Origin of the sequence: Candidatus Alcyoniella australis, assembly GCA_030765605.1 — a bacterium.
GTDB lineage: Bacteria > Lernaellota > Lernaellaia > JAVCCG01 > Alcyoniellaceae > Alcyoniella > Alcyoniella australis.
This window is the reverse complement of sequence record JAVCCG010000119.1, coordinates 58,428-82,759: the sequence shown is the minus strand read 5'-3', so window position 1 is coordinate 82,759 and position 24,332 is coordinate 58,428. Positions and strand designations below refer to the sequence as shown.

Genomic DNA, 24,332 nt, shown 5'->3' with positions numbered 1-24,332 from the left:
ACCGATCGAGTCCTGATTATGAGCTTTGTCAGGATAAAAGCGGATCAACAAGGCCCGCTTGTTTGAACCCCTTGGCGCGCAGGATGCACGAGTCGCAACGGCCGCAGGGGCGTGCGCGCGCGCCCTCGCCCTGCGGATCGTAGCAGCTCCAGGTCAGGCCGTAGTCCAGGCCCAGGCCGCTGCCCAGGCGGATGATCTGCGCCTTGTCCAGATCCATCAGCGGCGCGTGAACGCGATAACGGCCCCGGCCCTGGACCGCGTCGGCCGTGGCCGTGGCGGCCAGCGCCTCGAACGCGGCCACGAACTCCGGACGGCAGTCGGGGTAGCCCGAGTGGTCCAGGCGGTTGGCGCCGATAACCAACTCGAACAGCCCGCGCGACTCGGCGTAGGCCAACGCCAGCGAGAGCAGCACCGTGTTGCGTGCCGGAACGTAGGTGATCGGAATGTCCGCGCCGATTTGTTGTAGGTCGCGATCTTTGGGCACGTCGATGCGGTCGGTCAATGCACTGTGGCCGAAGCGGTCCAGCGGCGCGTCGACCAGCAGGTGTTCGACCGCACCGAACTCGTGGGCCACGCGCTTTGCCGAGAGCAGCTCGCGCGAGTGGCGCTGGCCGTAGGAGACCGTCAGGCAGTACAGCTCGCGCCCTTGGTCGCGGGCCCAGGCAGCGCAGGTCGACGAGTCCAGCCCGCCGGAGAGCAGCAGCACCGCGCCGCTCATCGACCGCGCTCCGTGCCCCACAGCAGCTTGTGGAGCTGAATTCCCAGACGCAGGTCCAGCCGCTGCTCGACCAACCAGTCGGCCAGCCTGCGCGCCGCGAGCCTGCCGTGTGCCGGCTGCACGTAGACCGGCGCGTTGAGCTGATCGGCCCGCTCGTGGAGCACGCGCACCAGCCAGTCCAAATCCGCGCGGTCGGCAATCACTACCTTTAGCTCGTCGTTGGGGCCCAGCCGTTCGAGGTTGGACCAGCGCACGCTATCAGCGTGGCCCGACGAGGGCGGCTTGAGGTCCATCGCGATGTGCACGCCCTGGGGCACCTGGTCCAGCGCAAACGTGCCGTTGGTCTCCAGCGCCGTGTGCAATCCGCGATCGAGCAGGTCCGCGAGCAGTCGCGGAGTCTCGCGCTGCAACAGCGGCTCGCCGCCAGTGACCACCACGCGCTTAAGCGCCATGCGTCGTATAGCGACGACCACGCTCGCGCGGCGCATGCGTTCGCCGCCCTCCCAGGCGTAGCTCGTGTCGCACCAGCAACAGCGCAGGTTGCAGCCCGACAGGCGCACGAAGGCCGCGGCACGGCCGCTCCAGACGCCCTCTCCCGCCAGGCCGGCGAACAGCTCGCAAACCTCGATCATTAGAAATGCAGCAGGCTGAACACCGGTGCGTCGTCGATCTTGTCGCGCCCCTTGAGAAAGTCGAGCTCGATCACGAACGCGCACTCCACGACCTCGCCGCCCATCTTGCGCACCAGCTCGACCACCGCCGCGGTGGTGCCGCCGGTGGCCAGCAGGTCGTCGATGACCAGCACGCGCTGTCCGGGTTTGATCGCGTCCTGGTGGATCTCCAGGGTGTCGCTGCCGTACTCGAGCTCGTAGGAAACTTGATGGGTCTTCCAGGGCAGCTTGCCGGGTTTGCGCACGATCACCAGCCCGGTCTCCAGGCCGTAGGCCAGGGCCGCGCCGAAGATGAACCCGCGCGCCTCCACCCCGAGCACCACGTCGATGTCTATCGCGCGGTAGCGCTCGATAAAGGTATCGATCGATTTGTGAAAGGCCTCGGCGTCGGCCAGCAGCGTGGTGATGTCCTTGAAGATGATCCCTTCTTTGGGAAAGTCCGGGATGTCACGGATCGATTCGGCGAGTTGTTTCATCTGTTTTATCTCCCTTATCCAGGCTATCGCTTAGGTAAAAAATTCTCGGGGTTGGCCGGCACGCGGTTGATCCGCACCTCGAAGTGGCAGTGCGGGCCCGAGGCGCGGCCGGTCTGGCCCACGCGCGCGATCAGCTGCCCCTTGCGCACGCGGTCGCCCTCGCTGACCAAGTTGCGTTGATTGTGGGCGTAGACCGTGACCGCGTTGCACGCATGTTTGATGACCACGATCTTGCCGTAGCCCGCGAACTTGCTGCCCTCGTAGACAACAGTGCCTTCCTCGGCCGCGACGATCGCCGTACCCTCGGGCGCCGCGATATCGACCCCCTCGTGGAAGCGCGAGCCGCGCATGCCGAAGCGCGAATAGATCGTGCCGTTGACCGGCCAGATCAGCTTCAGACCACAGCCCGGGCCGAAGGTCGTCAGATCGGGCGCGGGCTTGCCCTCCTCGACAAACGGATTGGCGCCGTCGGGCCGGGAGACCTGGGCGGACGGATCGGACGTGACGTTCGGTCGCGGAGTCGTTGCAGGATTAGAAATATTGGGGCCGCAGGTCGGCTTGACGCTGCGGTGTTCCAGGGTGCCGGGGATAAACAGCTTTTGGCCGGCCTGGATTTTGTCCGGGTCCTTGATCCGGTTGAGCCGCACCAGCTCGTCCATCGGGATGTTGTAGCTCTTGGCGATCGAGTACAACGTTTGGCCGCGTTGCACCGTGTGATACACGCCGAAGGTCGAGCCGCAGGCGAGCGCCAACGCGGCGAGCAACAGCATCGCCGAACAGATCCACAGCGCTCGAATAGTTCTCACTTAATCGACTCCAGCGCGCATTCTACCGCATTTTGCGGGTCGCTCGCACGGCGTATCCGCGGATCGACATCCCACGAGCCCAGGCTGATCACCGGTTTGCCCAGCTTCAGACCGATGGCGATCTCGGAGAGCGTGCCCGGTCCGCCGCTGATCGCGATCAAGGCCTGCGCGGTCTGGGCGATGATCACATTGCGCGCATACCCCATGTCTGTGACGATCGCCACGTCCACGTAAGGGTTGGCATCGTGCCGCGAGGACCCGGGCAGCACGCCGATGGTCAATCCACCCGCCTCGCGCGCGCCTTGGCAGGCGGCCTGCATCACGCCGCCCAATCCGCCGCAGACCAGGTCGCATCCCGCGCGGGCGATCGCCGCGCCCACTGCGCGCGCAAGGTCGAGCGTCTGAGCATCGGCCGAGCCCGCTCCGATCACTCCGATCACCTTGCGCATGCAACAGCCTCGCTCAATGGAAGAAATACTTGATCAACACGAAGCCGGCCACGAGCAGCACCACGAACAGGATCGCCAGCAGGTTGAAATATTTGTCGATAAAGCGCTGAATCGGCGGCCCGAACAGATAGATCAAACCCGAGACCGCGAAGAAGCGCAGCCCGCGACCGATCAGGCTGATCAGCACGAAGGGCAGTAGGCTCATGCCAAAGGCGCCGCTGGCGATGGTGAAGACCTTGTAGGGGATCGGCGTCAGCGCCGCGGTGAACAGGAAGATCACGCCCCATTCGTTGTACATCTTCTCGACGTAGTTGAACTGTTCCTGCGCGCCGTAGAAGTCGATGATCGACTGCCCCACGGCCTGCATCAGGAACATCCCGATCAGCCAGCCGCCCACGCCGCCGATCACCGAGCCCAGAGTGGTCAGCGCGGCGAAGAACATCGCCTTGCTGCGCTTGCCCAGCACGAGCACGATCAGCAGCGGATCGGGTGGAATCGGGAAGAAGCTCGACTCGGCCACCGCGAGCAGCCCCAGGGCCCACGAGCCGTAGGGCGTCTCAGCCCAATGCAAAACCCAGTCGTAGAGCCGCCGCATCAGGCCGCGTTTTTGCGGCGGCCCGGGCGCGAGGTTTCCCTCGATCGTCTGTTTCAGTTCCTGGCTCGCCACGTCACTCCTTCCAACCATGCTTGCCCACCAGCTTGACGAATCGGCAGCCGCCGAGGCTGGTGCGCTTGATTCCGTCTGCAGTACGGCGCACGACCACCAAGTCTTGTGTAAACGTATCGCCCACGGGAATCACCAGCCGACCGCCCACTGCCAACTGCTCCACCAGGGTCTGCGGCACATCCGGCGCGCCCGCGGTGACGATGATTCCGTCGAACGGCGCCTGCTCTTTCCAGCCGTAGGTGCCGTCCTTGATCCAGATCGATACGTTGTAGAGCTTGAGGCGCTCCAGCGTCTTCTCCGCGTCCCGCGCCAAATCGCCCACGCGCTCGATGGAGAATACCTGGCCGGCCAGCAGCGCGAGGATCGCGGTCTGATAGCCGCAGCCCGTGCCCAGCTCGAGCACCTTCTCGCCGCCGCGCAACTTAAGCGCCTCGGTCATCAGCGCCACGATGTACGGCTGGCTGATCGTCTGCTCGTGGCCGATGGGCAGCGGGTTGTCGTCGTAGGCGCGCAAACGCAACGCCTCGGGCACGAACAGCTCGCGCGGCAACGCCTCCATCGCCTCGATCACCCGCGGGTCGGACACGCCGCGCGCCGCTATATGCTCGCGGACCATCCTGCTGCGCTCGCGGCCGCGCAAATCGGGCTCGAACTCGGTCAGGCGCTGTTTGAAGGACTTGCTCGGCCTGCTCACAGCTCCCACGACTCCAACTCGCCCAGCAGTTCCTGGCCGGTGAGATCGAGCCACAGCGGCGTGACCGAGATGTAGCCGTTTTGCACGGCCCACAGATCGGTGCCCTTTTCCGGCTGCGGATGCTGGTCGCCCTCGGCACCGATCCAGTAGTACTTGCGGCCGCGCGGATCGAGCTTCTCGACCACCGGCTCGCCGTAAAAACGTTTGCCCTGGCGGGTGATCATCACGCCGCGCGGCACGCCGTTGTGCCGCTCGGGGACGTTGACGTTGAGCAGATGATCCGGGGGCAGGCCGCGCTGGATCACCTTGCGCGCGATGCGCACCGCAAAATGCGCGGCGTCCTGATAGTCGAAGCGCTCGAACCCGTCGAGGCTGATGGCGATCGAGGGCACCTTGAGCAGCGTCCCCTCCATTGCCGCGGCGACCGTACCCGAATAGGTGATGTCGTCGCCCAAATTGCCCCCGCGGTTGATCCCGCTGACCAACAGCTGCGGACGCTCGTCGAGCAGTCCGTTGACCGCCAGGTGCACGCAGTCCGTGGGAGTGCCGTCGACCATGAAGCGTCCCGGGCCGACCTCGGTGTAGCGCAGCGGATGGTGTAGGGTCAGCGCGTGACTGGCGGCGCTTCGCTCGCGATCCGGCGCGACCACGATCACGCGGTCCAGGGACGCCAGCGCCTCGCTCAGGGCCTTAATGCCCGCCGCATCAATGCCGTCGTCGTTGGAGACCAGGATCATCCGCGCAGCTCCTTAAGCTGGTAAAACCATACTTTGCCGCACGCGGCGTGCAACAAGCAACACATCGTCACGGCGATCAGCGAGAAGTCCAAACGGCGGGCGGGAGATGAAACTGGTCGGGGCGACTGGATTTGAACCAGCGACCACCTGAACCCCATTCAGGTGCGCTACCAGACTGCGCTACGCCCCGGCCCGAATTTCGCGGTAGTATAGCGACCGGCTCAACCCTTGGCAATCAGCCCCTTGATCTCGATCAGCTCTTCCTTGATCTTGGCCAAAACCTGTTTGGTTTTAGCGTCCTCGAAACCCAAAGTGAGCTGTGTGGTCGAGCGACCGCGGTGCCGTTCCTGGAGGATTTTCTTCGCACCGGCGATGGTGAACTTGTCCTCGTAAAGCAGCTTCTTAATTTCGAGAATCATCTCGACTTCTTTACGCTTGTACAGACGCTGGTTCGTCTTGGTCTTAGAGGGTTTGACGATATTGAATTCAGATTCCCAATACCTCAAGACGTACGGCTTGATCCCGGTCAGATCGCTGACCTCGCCGATCTTGAAGTAGAGCTTATCGGGTATCTCTATCTGACGAGCCATGCGACCCCTTCAGGTACGCGTCCACGGGGACGGGGCAGCCCTAAGGACTGCTATTCGTCCGCTCCCTCGGCCTTTGTTGCCGTAGGATCCTTCAGCGCGTTGCGCAAGACCTGAGAAGGCTTGAACGTCAACACGCGACGCGCGGTGATCTCGATCTCTTCTCCGGTCTGCGGATTGCGACCGATCCTGGATCTCTTCTCGCGCACAACGAAATTTCCAAAGCCGGAGATCTTGATCTTCTCGCCCTTTTCCAGGGTTTCCTTGATGATGTCGAACACCATCTCGACGATCTTGGCCGACTCCTTTTTTGAAAATCCCACTCGTTCATAAATGCAATTCACCAGATCGGCTTTGGTCATTATTTATTTCCCTCCTGCATTCCGCGGGTTCCGCCTGTTAAGCATTGAAGCTACAGTAAAAAATCCCTTTTCCGCATCTCTATAGCAGACGAATTAGGGTGTTTGCAAGTTATTTTTTCGAGCAAGGCCAATTGTTTTAAGCGTTTAGCTCTCAAGCCGGATCTATTGTCTTAAATGAGCGCCGACTTTTATAGCCAATTCCTCAACTATCGCCGCATGAATCCGATCGATCTGCTCGTCGGTCAACGTACGGTCCATTGCCTGATAAGTACATGATATGGCGATGCTCTTCTTCCCCGACTCCAGGGGCGCGCCGCGGTAGAGGTCAAAGACTTCGGAGTGTATCAACAGATCCGAGCCCACGCCGCGCACCAGCTCGAGCAGTCTGGCGGCCGCGACCTTCTCGTCAACCACCACCGCCAAATCGCGCTGGATTGCCGGGTGGCGGCTAACCCGATGAAATATGAAGGATGTCCTTGAGGCGGCGGCCAGGGCCTCGGCGTCGATCTGTGCGGCGAACACATCGCGCTCAAGCTTGAACTCGGAGAGCACGCGTCGCGCGAGCTTGCCCACCACTCCTACCGGCCGATCATCGATGATCAGCTCGGCGCAAACTCCGGGCAAAAAAGCGTGCCGCTCGGCCGGACGCCAGCCGACGTTCTCAATCTTGAGTACGGCCAGCAGCTCCTCCACCGCTCCCTTGAGGTCGAACAAGTCGACGGGCTCGGGCTTGCCCGACCAGTGCGGCGCACTGCGATTGCCGCCGAGCACCAGCGCCAGCTCGTAGTGTTCGTCGGGAAGTTGCTCTCCTTCAACCGGCTTGAACACCCGGCGCAGCTCGAACAGCGAGCAATCGTCGATGCCGCGCGCGTTGTTGCGCGCCACGCAGATCAGCAGGCTGGGCAGCAGCGTATCGCGCAGTACGCAGAGATCCTCGGACAGCGGGTTGCCCAACCGCACGTACTGCCCGGGTTCGGCGCGCATCGTGTCGAGCAGCCGCGGAGCAATGAAGCTGATCGTCACCGCCTCGGTGAAGCCGCAGCCGGCCAGGGCCTGGCGGAAGCGCACGAACGGCTTGCGCAGGGCAAAACCTAGCGATGCGCCGGGGCTGCCGGCGTGCAACGTCTCGGGGATCTTGTCGTAGCCGTAGAGCCGCGCGACCTCTTCGTGCAAATCGGCCTCGCCGAAGATGTCCACGCGAAACGCCGGCACCTTGACCAGCAGGTTCTCGCCCACAGGTTCGGTCGTAAGCTCGACCGACTCGAGCAGCCCGGCCATCTGCGCGGCGCTCAGCTCGATGCCCAGCACCTGGTTGGCGCGCCCCACGCGCAGCTCGATCGCCTTGCGTTCGATGTCGCGCGGCCGGTTGTCGATGTAACCCTCAACGATCGTTCCGCCGGCAAATTCGGCCACCAGGGTCGCGGCGCGATGCAGTCCCCAGGGCACCGAGTCGTAGTCGATTCCGCGCTCGAAGCGGAAGCTCGAGTCGGAACTCAGACCCAGGCGGTGACTGGTGCGGCGGATGCCCGTGGGCTCGAAATAGGCGCTCTCGATGAATACGTCCGTGGTCTGGTCGTTGATCATGCTGCCCTGCCCGCCCATGATGCCGGCTAGGGCCACCGGGCCGCTGCCGTCGCAGATCAGCAGGTCGTCGTCGCTCAGCGTGCGCTCGACCTCGTCGAGGGTCACGATCTTTTCGCCGTCCGCGGCGCGGCGCACCACGATCCGGCTGTCGCCAAGCTGGGCCAGGTCAAAGGCATGCAGCGGCTGGCCGCATTCGAGCAGCACGAAATTGGTGATGTCGACAACGTTGTTGATCGAGCGCAGGCCCGCGGCGTTGAGCCGCGCGATCATCCACTGCGGCGAGGGTCCGATCGTAACATTGCGCACCAACATGCCGCAGTAGCGCGGGCAGCGCTCGGGGTCGAGGATCTCGACGCTCACCGCCTGCTCCACCGCGCCGCCCACGGGCTGGAACTCCAGCGCGGGACGTTCGGAACGCTGGCCGTAGATCGCCGCGACCTCGCGCGCCACGCCGATCATGCTCAGCACGTCGGGACGGTTGGGAGTCACGCCCAGCTCGAGCACCCAGTCGTCGAGCTGCGCCGCCTCGATGATCCCTACGCCCAGCGGTGCGTCGGGCGCCAGGTAGTACAGCGCGCTGTGGTCGGCGAAAAGTCCCAGCTCGTCGGCCGCGCAGAGCATGCCCTCGCTCTGGACCCCGCGCAGCTTGGCCTCCTTGATCTGCATCCCGTTGGGCAGCTGCGCCCCCGGACGGGCCCAGGCCGCGACCTGACCCGGCTCGAGGCCCGGCGCGCCGCAGACCACCTGGTGACTCTGCGAACCCTCGTTGATCGTGCAAATCGACAGCCGGTCGGCCTTGGGATGCGGCTCGACGCGCTCGATGCGCGCGGCCACAACATTGTCCAGGTCCTCGCCCAGGCGTTCGAGCAGTTCCAGCTCGAATCCGACCATGGTCAGGGCCTCGCCGAGCTTGAGCGGTTCGGCGTTAAGTTCTACGTAATCTTTTAACCAACGGTATGAGACGCGCACTTGATCCCCCTAGCTAGCCCGCATTATTCATGAAGCTTCTACTGCGGCGCACAATCTGCTCGCAACAACCGTGTCATCCTCGCCGATCCGTCCTCGGCGTACCGCAGCGGGTACGCCTGTGGAGTATCAGCTCGGCTTCCTTGTTCTTGCGGCATCTTGCACGCCTCGCTACGAACCCACATGAAGAATGCGGGCTATCCGTCCCGAGGGCGGGGCGTCCGGCGTAAGTCGTTCGCTAAAACTGTCTGAGAAATCTCAGATCGCCCTCGAAGAACAGCTTGATGTCATCGACCTCGTAGCGGAACATCGCGATCCGCTCGATCCCCATGCCAAAGGCGAAGCCGGAATATTGGTCAGGGTCGTAGCCCACGTTGCGGTACAGCGCCGGATCGACCATGCCGCAGCCGAGGATCTCTTTCCAGCCCGTGCCCTGGCATAGGCGGCAAGTCTTGCCCCCGAGCACGCCGCTGCCGCTGCAGGCAAAGCAGCTGATGTCGACCTCGGCCGAGGGCTCGGTAAACGGGAAGAACGCCGGGCGAAACCGGGTCTTGGTCTGCGAGCCGTAGAAGCGGTGCACGAACTCGTTGAGCACGCCCTTGAGGTCGCCGAAGGTCACGTCGCGATCGACCAACAACCCCTCGACTTGGCTGAACATCGGGTAGTGCGTGGCGTCGATGGCGTCGTAGCGGTAGACCCAACCCGGGCAGACCATGCGCACCGGCGGCTGCTGGCGCTCCATCACCCTGATCTGCACCGGCGAGGTATGGGTGCGCAACAGCACGTCGCCGTAGTGCTCGCCCGCATCGACAAAAAGCGTCTGCTGTTCGTCGCGCGCCGGATGGTCGTCGGGAAAGTTCAGCGCCTTGAAGTTGTACCAGTCGCTCTCGACCTCCGGGCCGTCCTCCCAGACGAAACCCATGTTCTCGAAGATCGAGACGATCTCGTCCAGCACCTGGGTCAACGGATGCAGGCTGCCGCGCCGCGGACGCCTGCCGGGCAGGGTCACGTCCACCACCTCGGCCGCGCGCTGGGCGGCCTCGCGTTGTTGCTCGATGCGCCCCAGGGCCTGCTCGAGCGCCTGTTCGATCCGCCGTTTGCCCAGGTTGAGACTCTTGCCGATTAAAGGCTTGTCCTCGGGCAACACATCTTTGAGACCTTTGAGCAGAGCGGTGAACTCGCCGCGCTTGCCCAGGTAGCGCAAACGCAACGCCTCGAGCGCGGCACCCTCCGTGCAATCCCGAATCAGGCCCGCCGCCTCGGCGGCCAGCTCTTCGATCTGATGCGGATTGAACGACGCTTGGGCCATCAGGCCTCCAGCGCCTGCCTCGAGACCTCGGTCAGCTCGCGGAACGCATCCGCGTCGTTCACCGCCAATTCGGCCAACACCTTGCGGTCCAGGCCTACTCCGGCGAGCTTCAACCCGTGGATAAAACGCGAGTAGGACAGGCCGTTGAGCTTGGCCGCTGCGTTGATCCGCACGATCCACAGCGAACGCATGTCGCGCCGACGGGTGCGGCGATCGCGGTAGGCGTAAACCAGCGCCCGCTCGACGGTCTCCTTGGCGCTGCGATAGATCTTGCTCCGGCCGTGACGATAGCCCTTGGCCTGCTTGAGCAACTTATTATGGCGTCTGCGGCCTTTAAAGCCTCTGCGTACGCGTGACATTTCGTTTCTCCCCTATCGGCCGCTCAGGCCTTACCGTAAGGCAGCAACCTGGCGATTGCCTTGCGGTCGGCCACGTCCACATTGCGGGCCTTGCGCAGGTTGCGCTTACGTTTGGTGCTCTTCTTGGTCAGAATGTGGCTCGCCATTGCCATGCGACGCCGCGGGATTCCGCTGCCGGAAATCTTCAACCGCTTGGCGGCAGCGCGCTTGGTTTTCATCTTTGGCATCACGATCTCCTCTGCCCGCGACGAAATAGCCGCCGGCCCCTGGTACTCAACAGCCCCCTGTCAGTGGAGTCTGCTATTTCTTGGCTTTACCCGGAGTGAGCATCATCGACATGTTGCGGCCTTCGAGCTTGCTCTGCGCCTCGACTATTCCCAGTTCGGCCACATCCTCGGCGACCCGCTCCAAGATCTGACGTCCGATGTTCGAATGCACGATCTCGCGACCGCGGAACATGATCGTCACTTTGACCTTGTTGCCCTTTTCAAGGAACGTCTGGATGTGTTTAACCTTGAACTCGTAGTCGTGCACCGAGGTCTTGGGCCGGAACTTGATCTCCTTGACCTGGATCACGGTCTGATGCTTGCGACTCTCCTGTTGCTTCTTCTCCTGCTGGTACTTGTAACGGCCGTAATCCATGATCCGGCATACCGGCGGATCGGAAGTCGATGCGACCTCGACCAAGTCCAAATCCCGCTGCTCTGCGATACGCAGGGCCTCCGCGATATCGAGGATGCCCAGCTGCTCGCCGTCCTGGTCAACCGTTCTGACGCTGCGGGCCCTGATACCGTCGTTCATCCTGGGCTCGTCCTTCACGGGCCGCGTCAAATCGCGGCGGCGCCAGCGTCGCCTCATCTTGGTCCCTCGGGGACCATCGGTTCGCGATCAAATACGATGGTGGTCTCCTTTTTGATCATTTCAATAAACTGATCCACGGGCATCGCCCCGTGGTCCTTTCCCGAGCGATGGCGCGGCGCCACCGCGTCGGCCTCTGCCTCGCGTTTGCCGATAACCAGCATGTAGGGCACTTTCTGCCCCTGCCAGTGGCGGATCTTGTAGCCGATCTTCTCGTTGCGCAGGTCGAGCTCGACGCGGATTCCGGCCTGCATCAGCCGTTTGCCCACGCTACGCGCGTGGTCGATCGCCGCGTCGGTCACGGTCAACACCACGGCCTGCAGCGGCGCCAGCCAGGTGGGGAACGCGCCGCCGTAATGCTCGATCAGGATCCCGATAAAGCGCTCGACCGAGCCGAGCACCACGCGGTGGATCATCACCGGCCGGTGTTCTGCGCCGTCCTCGCCCACGTAGGTCAGGCCGAAGCGCTCGGGCATGGTGAAGTCGGCCTGGACCGTGGCGCACTGCCACTGGCGGCCCAGGCTGTCGGTGAGCTGCACGTCGATCTTCGGTCCGTAGAACGCGCCCTCGCCCTTGTTGATATCGTAGGGGATGTCCATGCCCTCGAGGGCCTTGAACAGCGCGTTGGTCGCCAGCTCCCAGGACTCGTCCGAGCCGATAGCCTTGGCCGGACGCGTCGAGACTTCCATCTCATAGGGGAAGCCGAACAGGTCGAACACGTCGATGATGAATTGCAGCACGCCGCGGATCTCGGCGTCGAGCTGGTCGGGGGTGCAAATCAGGTGCGCGTCGTCCTGGGTGAAGGCGCGGAGGCGGAACAGCCCGTGCAGCACGCCGCTCTTCTCGTGGCGGTGCACAGTGCCCAGTTCGAAGTAGCGCAGCGGCAGGTCGCGGTAGGAGCGCAAGCGGCTCTTGTAAATCAACATGTGCGCCAGGCAGTTCATCGGCTTGATGCCGTAACGCTGGCCGCCGACCTCGGTGAAATACATGTTATCGCGGTAGTTATCGAAGTGCCCGCTACGTTCCCACAGCTCCTGCTTGAGAATCGTCGGGCCCATCACCACCTGGTAGCCGCGGCACAAATGTTCGTCGCGGATGAACTGCTCGAGCAGCGTGCGCAGCAGCGCGCCCTTGGGATGGTAGATCGCCAGGCCCGCGCCCGCCTCCTCATTAAAGGAGATCAGGTCCAGGGCCGGACCGAGCTTGCGATGATCGCGCTTGCGCGCCTCTTCCATCTGTTGCAGATGGTTGCGCAGCTGCTTGCGGTCGGGAAAGGCCGTGCCGTAGACGCGCTGGAGCATCTTGTTGCGCTCGTCGCCGCGCCAATAGGCCCCGGCCACGCTGAGCACCTTGTACGCCTTGAGAAAACCGGTATGCGGCAAATGCGGGCCGCGGCACAAGTCGACCCAGCCGTCGTGCTCGTAGAGGCTGACCGTGTCCGCGTCCAGGTCGTTGATGATCTCGACCTTGTACGGCTCGCCCATTTTATCGAACAGCTCGATCGCCTCTTGCTTGGTTACCACGCGGCGCTCAAACGGCTTCTTGGCCTCGATCACCTGCGCCATCTGGGCCTCGATTTGCTCGAAGTCCTCGGGCTTGAACGTGTCGTCGAAGTCAAAGTCGTAGTAGAAGCCGTTCTTGATCGAGGGGCCGATGGTCACCTTGGCGCCGGGATAGACACGCTGCACGGCCTGGGCCATCACATGGCTCGCCGAATGGCGCAACACGTCCAGGCCCTCGGGGGTATCCAGGCCGTAGAGTTGGACCTCGTCTTGGTCGTGAACAGGAGAATACAGATCGACCAGTCCGTCGTCGCCATTAACTTTTGCGACAACAGCCTGGTCGGAACGGGGGACGTTAAGGAGCCGTGCAGCCTCGGAGATAGTGATATCTGCGGGCACCGCACCGGCCGTCCCATTTATCCGGACGTCGATGGTGCTCATACCTCTTCTTTTTATAACAAGCAGCGCTCGGATTTACCCGCAACACCGCCTACAAACAAATGGTAGGCTCGGTCGGGATTGAACCGACGACCCCTTCCGCGTCAAGGAAGTGCTCTCCCACTGAGCTACGAGCCTACAGTCAGTGCCGGAGAAATCTAGTGGAAGCGCAATCGCGTGTCAAGCCTGCCTAACCTGCATTATTGATCGAGCTTGGGCCGCGGCAAGCGAATTGTGCGCCGCAGTAGAACGCTTATGAATAATCCGAGTTAAGGCGATGGAAGCGCCGCGCCTCGGCGCGCTCGCGCTGCACGATCGGCCACAGCCCCAAGCGGGTCAGGTCGTGCATCGCCCGCGCGATTATCTCGTAGTTGCCGCAGGTATCGCAGTCCGGCCCGATCAGCGGACCGCCCGCAGGGCCCGCGCCCAGCTCGGGATTATCGTGTTGCGGGTCGAACAGCCGCGCCGCGCGCCGGATCTCGCGCAGGCGTTGCGAGCGCCAGATATCGCAAAAACGCTCGGAGGTCAGGTCGCCGACGATCTTGTCGTGGCAGCAGAAACTCAGGCTGCCGTCGCTGAACGCCCGGGAGAAGAACCAGCCGGCCAAACAACCGGCCTCGCTGATCAGCTCCGTGCTCCAGCGATCCGAGGAGCCGCCCTGCCCCAGGCTGCGCCCGGCCGCCGCGAGCTGAGCATCGATGTTGGAGAGCACCGTGATCCCGCAATCGCGGGCCAGTTCGCGGGCGCGCTGGATCTGCTCGGCCGCCAGTTCCAGCTCCTGCGGCCCGATCAGGTTGGACTCGAATCCCGGGCCGCAGCTGTGGGCCAGCTGATAGCGCACGATCTCGACCCCCAGCTCGCGGGCCAGCTCAAACACCCGCAGGCATTCGTGCACGTTTTGCTTGACCAGCACGTGGGCCAGCACCACCCGCGGACCCGGCGCATTGCTGCTCCGCCGCAGCTCTAAAAGCTTGCGCACCTGCCCCACGGTGCGCTCGAACGCGCCCGCGGGCTGCGAGGGCTGCACCCGGGCAAACGTCTGGGCGCTGGCCGCGCTGAGCGACCAATAGAGCAAGTCGACCCGCTGCTCCACCAGCAGCCGCGCCAAACTCTGGTCGAGCAGCAGCCCGTTGGTAAACACCGTCAAATGCGCGCCGCGCGCCTTGGCCGCGCGCACCATCGTTGGAAATTCGGGATGGGTCAGCGGCTCTCCCTCGCCGGTGAACAGCAGGTCCTCGCCCGCGCCGCACAGCGCGATGTCCTGGATCAGCTCGTGGAACAGCTCGCGCGAGATCCGCGCGCGCTCCCAACCCGGCGTGATCCTGCGACCGTGCAGCAGTTGATCTCCGGGGCGCAGCAGGCCCGAGTGCAGGCCGCAGAACACGCAGTCGGTGTTGCACAGGTTGCTCACGTCCAGGTGGAAGGTCAGCGGGCCGATGAATACCGTGTCGGCCAGCACTCCCAGCAGCCGCAGCAGGTGCGTGCGTTCCTCGGGCCGGGCGCGGCAACTTTGGGCCAGGTTGTCGATCACCATCCGCGGCACGTGATCCGAGTCGTCCAAATGCAGCGCAGTGCCGCGCAGATCGTTGCGCAGCAGATCCAGGTGCTGCTCCAACGCCGTTGGCAGCTCGTCCAGCCCCTCGACTCGCAACGCCGGGCGTTGCGGCAGGCGCAGGCCGCAAAGCTTTGCCGCGTGCTCGATCAATTGCGGCAGCTTCCAAAAATTTTGCAAATGCACGCGCACCAGCAACGGCCGCGCGCTTGTAGCCGGATTGTCGCGCAGGCCGCTCTCGAGCGCGGCCAATGCGCCGGGGATGTTGATCAGCCGGTCGTGCTGTTGCACATCGTCGTCGAAGATCGCCCGCGGAACGTCCATCAGGCTAATCCAGCGGCCGAAAGTGGGACTGCGCGTCCGCGTTGCGAAAGGCGCAATCTTGACAGGGTTCGGGAAACTCGCCGCGGCCGTGAAACGCGGCGCGGAAACGGCGCATCGGCTCGGCGTTGTACAGCTCATGCAGGTCGCTTTGCAGCGCCGAACCCAGCTCGAGAGTACACGGCGAGCCGCTGAACACCGCGGAGCAGCAGCCGTGCACCGTGCCCTCGGCTCGCACCAGCAGCATCTCCAGCGGCATTACGCAATCGGCCTGGCCTTGCAGCGGCGGCAGCTCGAGCTCGAGGCCCAAATCATCAGCCAGCTTCCGCGCCTCGTCGAACGGACCCGCCGCGGCCTGCGGATCGAGCAACAGCGAACGCTGCTGTTGGCCACGCTGGTAGATCCGCTGATGCACCGCGCGCAGGCCCGAAGCGCGCCAGCGTTGCGCAAGCCCCACCAGCTCGGGCAACTGCTCGACGTTGTCGCGTTGCAGCACGCACTGCAGCACCAGGCGCGGCGGCCCTTCGCCGCGCGCTTTGTTGAGCCTATCGACGTTGCGCTGCAACAGCTCGAGGCTCACGCCGCGCAGGCGTTTGAGCGTCTCGGGACGCGCCGCGTCGATCGAAAGCAGCAGCTCGTCCAGCGGCAGCGCGGCCAGCGAGCCGCACAGCTTGGAACTCAGTAGTGTGCCGTTGGTCACCATGCTCAGATGCGCGCCCACGGATTTGATTGCCGCGGCGATCTCGAGCAGACGCGGGGCCAACGTCGGCTCGCCGTACCCGCCGAGCAGCACCTGTTCGGCCGTGGCGAACAGCGGCCGCACGCGTTCCAGAAGTTGTGGCGAGAAATCGATCGGCCGGTTCATCGCGCAGTCGTAACTATGCCGCGCGCAGCTTTGGCAATTGAGGTTGCAACGGTTGGTCGGCTCGAGCTGGAGTTGCAGCGGCAGCGATTGGTAGACCTCAAGCCCCTCGCCGCGCTCGCGGTCGGACAGCTCGCGGTTGGCCGCCCGCGCGTCGCTCAATCGTCCTTGACCTCCCAGCTCGTCGGCGCGTAGACCGTGCCGCCGCCGTGGCGGCGTGAGCTGCGCACGCGCACCGTGTGCATCAGTTCGTGCAAGTCGTAGGGCTTGCGCGTGTTGAACGAACGGAACTCGTCGGGCCAAATTCCGACGTTGATGAAGTACTCGCCCTCGAGAAACGGGAATTGCGGAAAACGGCAGACCACCGTGCCCCGACCCTCGAGCGTGCCCAGGTCGATCTCGTGCCGATAGGTGTTGGTCCCGCTGAGAAACAGTCCGGCCGCGCCGTAGACCTGGACCCTGAAGCATGGGTTGTGGATCGGCTTGGCCGCCTCCCAGATAATCTGCACCAACAGCGGATCGCCGGGTTCGAGCTCCTCGATCGGATTGCCCTGTTCGTCGAGCAGGCTCACCTGGGCCATGCGGATCGTGCCGCCGGGATCGAACGATCCGCGCAGCAGCCGACGCTCGGACTCGCTGAGGTCGATTGTGGCCTTGCGCCGCTCGTAGTCCTCGGTGTACTCGCGGATCACGTCCTCGGCCGTGCCCAGGCGATGCACCTGGCCCTGCCGCAAATACAGCACGCGGTCGGAGAACTCCGAGATCTCGCCCATGGCGTGACTGGCCACGACGATCGTCTTACCGGCCTTGCGGAACTGGCGGATCATCGTCACGCACTTGGTCTGGAACACCAGGTCGCCCACGCTGAGCACCTCGTCGATCAGCAACACGTCGAAGTCAACGTGGATCACGATCGCGAAGCCCAACCGCAGCACCATGCCCGTGGAGTAGGTGCGTAGCGGATCCTCGATCCGATCGCGCAGCCCGCTGAAGTCGACGATCGAGTCGTAGAGCTCGGCCGTCTGATCGCGGTCCAGCCCAAGCAGCGCGCACTTGGTGTAGATGTTGGCGTGGGCCGAGAAATCGAAATTGAACCCGGCCGTAGGATCGAGGATGTAGCTCACCGCGCCGTGCAGCTCGACCTTGCCCGTTGTCGGGCTGGTCGTGCCGGCGAGAATTTTAAGCAACGTGCTCTTGCCCGAGCCGTTGGCGCCGATCACGCCCAGACATTCGCCGCCGCCGACCTCGAAGCTCACGCCGTCCAGGGCGCGGCGCAGGGTGTGGCGTTTCTTGCGCGCAAACGGCATGGCCTCGAGCAGCCGCGCGGTGGGACCGGGGTAGACCCGGTAGTCCTTGATCAGTTTCTCGACGCGAATCACTCGGCCCCTCGATTTACGGCGGTCTGCGTTGCTGATTGCGCCACGCACCCGCAGTCGTCGGACCGGACCAGGCGCACTATCGGCTCCCACAGATCGAGGCGCTCCAGGTCGCGTTGCAGATGGCGGTTGGTGATGTAGTTGTAGCAGCGGTGGCAGTCCGCGGCGAGCAGCGGATCGCCGTTGGGCAACGTGGCGTTGCAGCCCACGAAGCTGCGCTTGGCCGCGTGGCGCAGGCGATCCATTTGCGGACCGAAGAAGTGAGCGGCCAATCCGTCGCGCTCCAGCTCGCCGACCCACTTCAGCCCGCAGCAGAAAGCGATCCGGCCGTCGCGCCGCACGCGCACCAAATCAAAGCCGATGTAGCAGCCGATTTGCCGGTACAGCTCGCGCGAGAACAATCCGGTCTCAGCGTCGATCTGTTCGAGCTGATAATCGATATTGTCGTGCACGGTCACGCCGTGCGCCGCCAGCTCGGCCTTGAGCTGCGGCAGAGCGTCGCGCACCCGATCAAGCTGATCGCGGTCGAGCATGATCGATTGGTTGTACGGCTCGTACTCGCAAAGCTTGAGTTGCAGCTCGTCCGCTCCGGTGCGCAGGGCCTGCTCGCCGAACTGCATCAGCTCGTGAACATTCATCGAGCAAAGCACATGGACGATCACGCTGCGCGGGCCCGCGGCGTCGCCGCGCAGTTGCGCCAAACGCGAGATCGCGCGCTCGATGCGCGGCAGCAGTTCGCCGCCGAGCTCGGGCCGGAACGCCTTGTAGGTGCGTTCGCTCGCCGCGCTGATCGAGAAGTAGAGTTTTAAGCGTTGGGCGCGGCTGAGCAGTTGCAGGTCGTCCTCGCTAAGCAGCGTACCGTTGGTGAAGATCTCGAACTCCACGTCGCGCTCGATCATGTATTCGATGATCTGCGCGAAACGCGAGTGCATCCGCGGCTCGCCCGCCCCGGCCATGGAGAAGCGTTCCACGCCGATCTCGATCCCCTGCTCCACCGCGAGTTTGATCCGCTCCAGCGGCATCTCCATTGAGCGCCAGCTCTCGCGGCCGACCAGGTACGGCGAGTGATCGCGGCAGTAGATGCAGTTGAGGTTGCACACGCCGACCACGTCCAGGTGCACAATCGTCGGCCCGACGTAGGCGCGGTCGGTGACGATCCCGGCCAGCCGCAGCAGCCGTTTGCGCTGATCAAGGGGCCGCTCCTCGCGTTGCAGCTCGCGGGCCAGCCGCTGAAGGCCCGGCTCGCGGCGCGTGAGCGGCTCAAGGTCCGTCAGTGCCCGCTCCAGGGCGCGTTGCAAATCAAAGCCGCTCATAACAGGTCGGCGAAGTCCTTGCTGGTCTTGTTAAAGAAGTTGACGCCGAAGCCGAACAGCCCGATGGCCCAGAGGATGAAATAGCAAAACGCCTTCACGTCCGGCGTGCCCGCGCCGAGCAGCACCGCGCGGTAGACGTTGACCAGATGGGTCAGCGGGTTGAGCAGAAAATACTTCTGCATCCAGTCCGGCACCACCTCGAGCGGAAAGACGATCGGCGTTGCGAAGAACCAGATCGTCAGCGCGGCGTAGACCAGCTGCGCCACGTCCTTGTAGTAGACGTTGAGGCTGCTGACCACCAGGCAGATCCCCATGGTGAGCAATACCTGTAGCGGCAAAATCGTGATCATTCCCAAAATAAACACCGAGGGCGGACTGCCCTCGACCAGCAGTACGAACACGAACAGCACCATCGCGATCAGCTCGTGCAGCAGCGCTGAGATCACCACGTACAGCGGCAGCATCATCGTCGGGAAGTTGACCTGCTTGACCAGGTCGCGGCTGGTGAGAATCACGGTGCTCGACTTGGTGATCGCCTCGTTGATCGCGATCCAGGGCAGCATCCCGCAGAACAGGAAAATTCCGTAGTTGCCCGTGCCCGCGCCCACGCCGAGCTTGACCTCCAGCACGTAGGAAAAGATCAGGGTGTAGATCACGATCAACAGCAGCGGATTGACTACCGACCAGATGAACCCCACCGCCGACCCGCCGTAGCGGGTCTTGAGATCCTGGTTCACAAAGCTCCACAACAGGTAGCGCTGTTGCAGGATGTCAGCGAGGACTGAACGCACCTGTATCTGTCCTCCGGCCGGGATTACAAAATCATCATCCCAGGTTACGCTGTGCAGCCCGGGCATTGTGATTTTAGGATAAGCGATCTGTATCAGGCGCTACAAGGGCGCAGGCCACCTGGCCCCATTCCGGAGTTGGAACTTGAGTTTCCGCCCTTGCCAGTCCAGTCGTTACGGCCAATAATGCTTGCCGAACCCACCCGCCGTCCGGCACGCTTTTAAGGCAAGGTCGCGGCGGATACTATCTGCGGGCAAGGATTATCCGGGACCTCCATGGCACAACAGGTAGTCTTCAGCATCTGGAAAGAACAGCTCGTCGACAACCGCGACGGTAAGGGCGACGGGTCGGCCTCCCTTGAGATCGAGCTTCCCATGCAACTGCCCGCGTTGGGCGAGCTGCGCGCGTTTATCGGCTGGGCGGGCTACGTGCTGCTCGACCCGCAGCTGCACCCCGTGGCCTTGGCCGCCGGATACCTCAAGCGCTGCCAGGACACGGCGAGCTGCGGCAAGTGCTTCCCCGGCCGAGTGGGCACGCGGCTGATGTTTGACCTGCTGCTCAAGCTGTGCAGCGGTCAGGGCACGCGCGAGGACATCGCCGAGCTTGGGCGTTTGGCGCTCAACGTCAGCCGTACCAGCAAATGCCAGGTCGGACAGACCGTGCCGATCCCGATTCTGAAAATGCTCGAGCACCAGATCGAGGCGTTCGAGGAACTGGCAGCGGGCAAGAGTGTGGAACCGCTGGAATTGCACGCCGAGCTCACCGCGCCGTGCATCGACGCCTGCCCCGCGCACCTGGACATCCCCTGCTACGTCGAGCGGGTCGGCGAGATGGACTTCGCCGGATCGCTGCAAAAGATCCGCGAGCGCAACTGCCTGCCCGCCACCGTGGGCCGGGTCTGCGTGCGGCCCTGCGAAGCGGCCTGCCGCCGCGCGCTGGTCGACGAACCGATCCAGATAAACTTCCTCAAGCGCTACGTGGCCGACGACGAGACCAAGCGTCACCGCACTCCGCCGATGGTTCCCCGGCCCAGGCTTGGCAAACGCGCGGCGATCATCGGCTGCGGACCCGCGGGCCTGGCCTGCGCCTACAACCTTCAGTTGGCCGGGGTCGACGCCACGCTGTTCGAGGCGCTGCCCGAGGGCGGCGGCATGGCCGCGGTGGGCATCCCGGATTACCGCCTGCCGCGAACCGTGCTCGGACGCGAGATCGAAATCATCCGCAGCTTGGGCGCGACTATCGAATACGGCCAACGCCTGGGCGCGGGACTGTCCATCGACGACCTGCTGGGCGAGCAGAGCTTCGACGCGCTGTTTCTCGGCGTGGGCTGCCACAACTCGCGCAAGATGGGGGTCCAGGGCGAGGAGCTGGGCCACGAGGGATTCATCCACGGGGTGAAGTTTCTGCTCGACGTCAACCTCGGGCGACCGATCTACCGCGGCGATAAAATCGTGGTGGTCGGCGGCGGCAACGTGGCCATCGACTGCGTGCGCTGCGCCCTGCGCAAGGGGTACCGCGACGTCAATCTGGTCTACCGCCGCTCGCGCAACGAGATGCCCGCCGCCGACGTCGAGATCGAGGACGCGCTGGCCGAGGGGATCAAGTTCCACTTCCTGACCAACCCCACGCGGCTGCTGGCGCGCGACAATAAAATCGTCGGCATCGAGCTGATCCGCATGGAACTGGACGAGCCCGACGCCTCGGGACGCCGCCGGCCGGTGCCGATCGAGGGCAGCGAATACACGGTGGACGCCGACGTGGTGATCCCGGCCATCGGCCAGCAGGCCGACCTAAGCTTCCTGACCGAGTCCCACGGCATCGGGGTCACACGCTGGGGCACGATCGAGGCCGACCCGATCACCGGGCTGACCGCGCGCCAAGGCGTGTTCGCGGGCGGCGATTGCGTACGCGGCCCCGATAGCCTGATCGTGGCCCTGGGCGACGGCAACCGCGCGGCCGCGGCGATTTTGCGTTATCTGGGCGGAGAGCCGGTGGAGGCCACGTTGCAAGAGGTGCTGCTCGAACAGACCCTGCACGGACTCAAGCCGTTCGACCCGGACGAGCGCATCGATCTGCCGCAGGGCGAACCGCGCGCCGGGCTACGGCATCTGCCGGTCCCCACGCGTATCAAAACCTTTGACGAGGTGGAGCAACTGTTCTCGACCGACGAGGCCGTGCGCGAGGCTGGGCGCTGTTTGCGCTGCTATCGCCTGGCCGGGTTCGCGGTGTGACCATGGGCAATCCGACCAAGCGCTATACCCTTACAATCGACGGCAAGCAGGTCGAGGTTCCGGCCGGGACCACGATCCTCGAGGCGGCGCGCAGCGCGGGCGTGCAGATCCCGACCCTCTGTCATCACGATCGGCTGGACCCCATCGGCTCGTGCCGGGTGTGCCTGGTGCGCGTCGCGGGCTGCGACCAGCCGCTGACCGCCTGCGACACTCCGGCCGAGTCCGGGATGGTCGTCACCACCGAATCCGACGAGCTGACCGAGCTGCGTCGTCAATCCGTGGGCTACGTGCTGGCCCATCACCCGCTGGACTGCCCGGTGTGCGACAAGGGCGGCGAGTGCCTGTTGCAGGACCTGACCTATCAGCTCGGAATCAGCGAACCGCTGTTTCAAGTCCAGGGCGAGCGCGGCGGCGACCGCATCGAACGCGGCTGGCCGCTGATCATCCGCAACGACCTACGCTGCATCCGCTGCGGCCGCTGCGTGGCGATCTGCCGCCAGGTGCAGGCCGTGGGCGCGCTGGAATTCATTGGCCACGGGCTCGAGGCCCACGTCGACACGGTGGACGGCGAGCCGCTGAACTGCGAGTTCTGCGGACAATGCCTGCACGTCTGCCCGGTGGGCGCGCTGCTCAGCAAGCCGTTCCTGCACTCGGCGCGGGTCTGGGACCTGGAGCGCACGAGCACCACCTGCCCCTACTGCGGCGTGGGCTGCAAGCTGTTCCTGGACACGCGGCGCAAGAAGATCAAGCGCGTATTCCCCGACGAGAACGGCCCCAACAAAGGCAACCTGTGCGTACGCGGCACCTTCGGCTGGGGCTTTGAGCACGCGAGCGAACGCCTGGCCACGCCGCTGCGGCGTCACGGCGATCACCTGCGCCCGCTGTCAGACGAACAGGCGCTGGACATCGCCGCGGACGCGCTGCAGCAAGTGCTGCAAAACGACGGCCCGTCGGCCGTAGCCGCCCTGGCCTCGGCGCGGATGACCAACGAGGAGATCGCGCTGCTGCGCTGCATGATGCGCGACGTGATCGGTTCGCCGCACATCGACTCGCTGGCCGCTCTGGGCTACCGCCAGGCGCTCGAGGCGGTCGTGGAGGGATTGGGCACGGCGCACCACGCGCGGATCGGCGAGCTCGAGGGTCACGACGCGATCCTGGTAATCGGCTCGGACCTGGCGGTGGAAATGCCCGTGGCGAGCATCGAGCTGCTGCACGCCACACGTCGGCTCGACGCCGAGCTGATGGTGCTGGCCAACCGTCCGACCAAGCTGGCGAAGCACGGTACATTCTCACGGATTCTCAAACCCGGCGGCGAGCCCGCGGCCGCCCTGGCCTTGATTAAATGGTTGGTCGAGTCCGGCCGTTTTGACGAACGCTTCGTGGGCGAAAACACCATCGGCTTCTCGCATGCCAAAGAATCGCTTTCGCGGCTGAAGCTCGATGAGCTGCTCGAGCGCTCGGGCCTGGACCACGACCATCTGGCGCAAGTGGTCAACACCCTGCGCCACGCGCAACGGCCCTTGATCGTAATCGGGCCCGACCTCTACGAGGCGCCGGCGGGACTGGCCGCGGTGCGCGGGCTGGTGAACCTGATGCTCTGCTGCCCGCTGGTCGACCGCGACTCGCGGATCCTGCTCTCGGCCGATCGCTGCAATTTGCGCGGAGCGGCGCAGATCGCCCGGCCGGGCGAAAACGGACTGGACGCCAACCGGATTTTCGAGGAGGCGTTCAAGGGTCAGATCAAGGCACTGCTGCTGTTCGGAGTCACGCCGCTGGCCAACTTCCCCAAACGTCAGCGCGTGCTTGAGGCCCTGGAGAAACTCGATTGCCTGATCGTCTGCGATCCGTTCCTCACCGACGCGGCCTCGCGCGCCACGGTGGTGATCCCCTCCGCGACCTTCGCCAGCAAGAACGGCAGCTATACCGCGGCCGACGGCACGCTGCGACCGTTGCGGCGGGCCGTTCCCGCGCCGGGCCGTTCGCTGAGCGACCTGGAGATCATCGAAGAACTGGCGCGCCGTCTGGATCACGGCCACATCGGGCCGACTATCGAGGATGCGCAGAAGGAACTTTTCAGCCTGCCCGCTTACGCCGGGCTGGACGAACGCTCGCTGGCGGCCGGAGATTTTTGCCCCTCAGCCGCCAAACCCGAGAAGTACAAGCAGCTCGAAATCAGCATCGATCCCAAGGACCTGATCGCGGACCATACGGGCGATCTGGAACTGATCGCCGCGCCGCTGTTGTTCCACAACGGCACGCTCTCGACCCACGCCACCAAGGGCCCGGGGCTGCTGGCGCCCGAACCGCGGCTGCGCATCAATCCGACCGACGCCCAGCGCTTGGGATTGTCCGCGGGAGTTTCGCTTAGGGTCGAAAACAGCGGCGGCAGCATCATCGCGCCCCTGGATCTCGACGCGGAGGTGCCGCCCGGAACGCTGCTGGCGCCGACCCATTTTAAGTCGCTGGGGCTCGGATCATTGATCACCCGCGGACGCACCGCAACGGTGAAAGTCGCACCTGCCGACTAACGCGCCCGATCGTGAAGCCCGCAATATTCGTGCGGGTTCGTCGCGAGGCGCACAAGGCGCTTCAAATACAAGGAAGCCGTGGCGATCATCCGCAGGCGTACCCGTTGCGGTACGTCGAGGACGAATCGTCATGGATGACGCAGTAGTTGAGGATGGATTGTGCGCCGCAGCAGAAGC

At 64.2% G+C, this 24,332-nt stretch carries 23 protein-coding genes and 2 tRNA genes; 2 read left to right on the top strand and 23 right to left on the bottom strand.

The genetic code is table 11. The annotated features are described in order from the left end of the window. Positions 1–28 precede the first annotated feature (28 nt). The 23 genes from queC to P9M14_14670 form a co-directional block, all read right to left on the bottom strand. Positions 29–718 (bottom strand): 7-cyano-7-deazaguanine synthase QueC, encoded by a 690-nt coding sequence (gene queC, locus P9M14_14780; protein MDP8257011.1) that lies wholly within the window; start codon positions 716–718, stop codon positions 29–31. Then, on the bottom strand, positions 715–1,350 hold the full coding sequence (locus P9M14_14775) for a radical SAM protein (protein MDP8257010.1): 636 nt from the start codon (positions 1,348–1,350) through the stop codon (positions 715–717). The genes queC and P9M14_14775 overlap by 4 nt, the downstream gene beginning before the upstream one ends. Further along, on the bottom strand, positions 1,350–1,865 hold the full coding sequence (locus P9M14_14770) for an adenine phosphoribosyltransferase (GenBank protein MDP8257009.1): 516 nt from the start codon (positions 1,863–1,865) through the stop codon (positions 1,350–1,352). Before P9M14_14770 ends, P9M14_14775 begins: the two co-directional genes overlap by 1 nt. Before the next feature lie 23 nt (positions 1,866–1,888). Then, positions 1,889–2,671, bottom strand: a complete 783-nt coding sequence (locus P9M14_14765) for a M23 family metallopeptidase (protein ID MDP8257008.1) — start codon at positions 2,669–2,671, stop codon at positions 1,889–1,891. Beyond that, positions 2,668–3,120 carry a TIGR00725 family protein gene (locus P9M14_14760; GenBank protein MDP8257007.1) on the bottom strand — a complete coding sequence of 151 codons (453 nt, stop codon included), beginning with the start codon at positions 3,118–3,120 and terminating at the stop codon, positions 2,668–2,670. Before P9M14_14760 ends, P9M14_14765 begins: the two co-directional genes overlap by 4 nt. 13 nt (positions 3,121–3,133) lie before the next feature. Then, the gene (locus P9M14_14755) at positions 3,134–3,805 is read right to left on the bottom strand and encodes a YqaA family protein (protein MDP8257006.1); all 672 of its coding nucleotides are present in this window, start codon (positions 3,803–3,805) and stop codon (positions 3,134–3,136) included. Then, positions 3,789–4,481: a protein-L-isoaspartate(D-aspartate) O-methyltransferase gene (locus tag P9M14_14750; GenBank protein MDP8257005.1), complete on the bottom strand. Its 693-nt coding sequence runs from the start codon at positions 4,479–4,481 to the stop codon at positions 3,789–3,791. Before P9M14_14750 ends, P9M14_14755 begins: the two co-directional genes overlap by 17 nt. Next, the gene (gene surE / locus P9M14_14745; GenBank protein ID MDP8257004.1) at positions 4,478–5,218 is read right to left on the bottom strand and encodes a 5'/3'-nucleotidase SurE; all 741 of its coding nucleotides are present in this window, start codon (positions 5,216–5,218) and stop codon (positions 4,478–4,480) included. Before surE ends, P9M14_14750 begins: the two co-directional genes overlap by 4 nt. A 113-nt stretch (positions 5,219–5,331) precedes the next feature. Beyond that, a tRNA-Pro gene (locus P9M14_14740) sits at positions 5,332–5,408 on the bottom strand. A gap of 31 nt (positions 5,409–5,439) precedes the next feature. Further along, a complete protein-coding gene (locus P9M14_14735) occupies positions 5,440–5,808 on the bottom strand; it encodes a MerR family transcriptional regulator (protein ID MDP8257003.1) in 369 nt (122 codons plus the stop codon). Between the two features lie 50 nt (positions 5,809–5,858). Further along, positions 5,859–6,167, bottom strand: a complete 309-nt coding sequence (locus P9M14_14730) for an integration host factor subunit alpha (protein MDP8257002.1) — start codon at positions 6,165–6,167, stop codon at positions 5,859–5,861. Positions 6,168–6,329: 162 nt separating this feature from the next. Then, positions 6,330–8,720: a phenylalanine--tRNA ligase subunit beta gene (gene pheT, locus P9M14_14725; protein MDP8257001.1), complete on the bottom strand. Its 2,391-nt coding sequence runs from the start codon at positions 8,718–8,720 to the stop codon at positions 6,330–6,332. 235 nt (positions 8,721–8,955) lie between these two features. After that, positions 8,956–10,026, bottom strand: a complete 1,071-nt coding sequence (gene pheS / locus P9M14_14720) for a phenylalanine--tRNA ligase subunit alpha (GenBank protein ID MDP8257000.1) — start codon at positions 10,024–10,026, stop codon at positions 8,956–8,958. Next, positions 10,026–10,385 carry a 50S ribosomal protein L20 gene (gene rplT, locus P9M14_14715; protein MDP8256999.1) on the bottom strand — a complete coding sequence of 120 codons (360 nt, stop codon included), beginning with the start codon at positions 10,383–10,385 and terminating at the stop codon, positions 10,026–10,028. Before rplT ends, pheS begins: the two co-directional genes overlap by 1 nt. Before the next feature lie 23 nt (positions 10,386–10,408). After that, a complete protein-coding gene (rpmI, locus tag P9M14_14710; GenBank protein MDP8256998.1) occupies positions 10,409–10,612 on the bottom strand; it encodes a 50S ribosomal protein L35 in 204 nt (67 codons plus the stop codon). 73 nt (positions 10,613–10,685) lie between these two features. Beyond that, entirely contained in the window at positions 10,686–11,243 is a 558-nt protein-coding gene (gene infC / locus P9M14_14705; protein MDP8256997.1) for a translation initiation factor IF-3, read from the bottom strand. Then, the gene (gene thrS / locus P9M14_14700) at positions 11,240–13,144 is read right to left on the bottom strand and encodes a threonine--tRNA ligase (GenBank protein ID MDP8256996.1); all 1,905 of its coding nucleotides are present in this window, start codon (positions 13,142–13,144) and stop codon (positions 11,240–11,242) included. The genes infC and thrS overlap by 4 nt, the downstream gene beginning before the upstream one ends. Positions 13,145–13,246: 102 nt before the next feature. Further along, positions 13,247–13,321, bottom strand: a tRNA-Val gene (locus P9M14_14695). Positions 13,322–13,436: 115 nt separating this feature from the next. After that, a complete protein-coding gene (locus P9M14_14690; protein ID MDP8256995.1) occupies positions 13,437–15,059 on the bottom strand; it encodes a radical SAM protein in 1,623 nt (540 codons plus the stop codon). A gap of 4 nt (positions 15,060–15,063) precedes the next feature. Next, positions 15,064–16,080 carry a radical SAM protein gene (locus tag P9M14_14685; protein MDP8256994.1) on the bottom strand — a complete coding sequence of 339 codons (1,017 nt, stop codon included), beginning with the start codon at positions 16,078–16,080 and terminating at the stop codon, positions 15,064–15,066. Continuing rightward, the gene (locus P9M14_14680) at positions 16,077–17,297 is read right to left on the bottom strand and encodes an ABC transporter ATP-binding protein (protein MDP8256993.1); all 1,221 of its coding nucleotides are present in this window, start codon (positions 17,295–17,297) and stop codon (positions 16,077–16,079) included. The genes P9M14_14685 and P9M14_14680 overlap by 4 nt, the downstream gene beginning before the upstream one ends. Beyond that, positions 17,294–18,607, bottom strand: coding sequence for a radical SAM protein (locus P9M14_14675; protein ID MDP8256992.1), 1,314 nt, complete (start codon positions 18,605–18,607; stop codon positions 17,294–17,296). Before P9M14_14675 ends, P9M14_14680 begins: the two co-directional genes overlap by 4 nt. Further along, complete coding sequence (locus P9M14_14670) at positions 18,604–19,398, bottom strand: ABC transporter permease (protein MDP8256991.1); 795 nt, start codon at positions 19,396–19,398, stop codon at positions 18,604–18,606. Before P9M14_14670 ends, P9M14_14675 begins: the two co-directional genes overlap by 4 nt. A 273-nt stretch (positions 19,399–19,671) precedes the next feature. Between P9M14_14670 and P9M14_14665 the strand changes: the two genes are divergently transcribed. Together P9M14_14665 and P9M14_14660 are read left to right on the top strand one after the other, a co-directional pair. Next, positions 19,672–21,627, top strand: coding sequence for an FAD-dependent oxidoreductase (locus tag P9M14_14665; GenBank protein ID MDP8256990.1), 1,956 nt, complete (start codon positions 19,672–19,674; stop codon positions 21,625–21,627). Between the two features lie 2 nt (positions 21,628–21,629). After that, positions 21,630–24,155, top strand: coding sequence for a molybdopterin-dependent oxidoreductase (locus P9M14_14660; GenBank protein MDP8256989.1), 2,526 nt, complete (start codon positions 21,630–21,632; stop codon positions 24,153–24,155). The last annotated feature ends 177 nt before the right edge of the window (positions 24,156–24,332 follow it).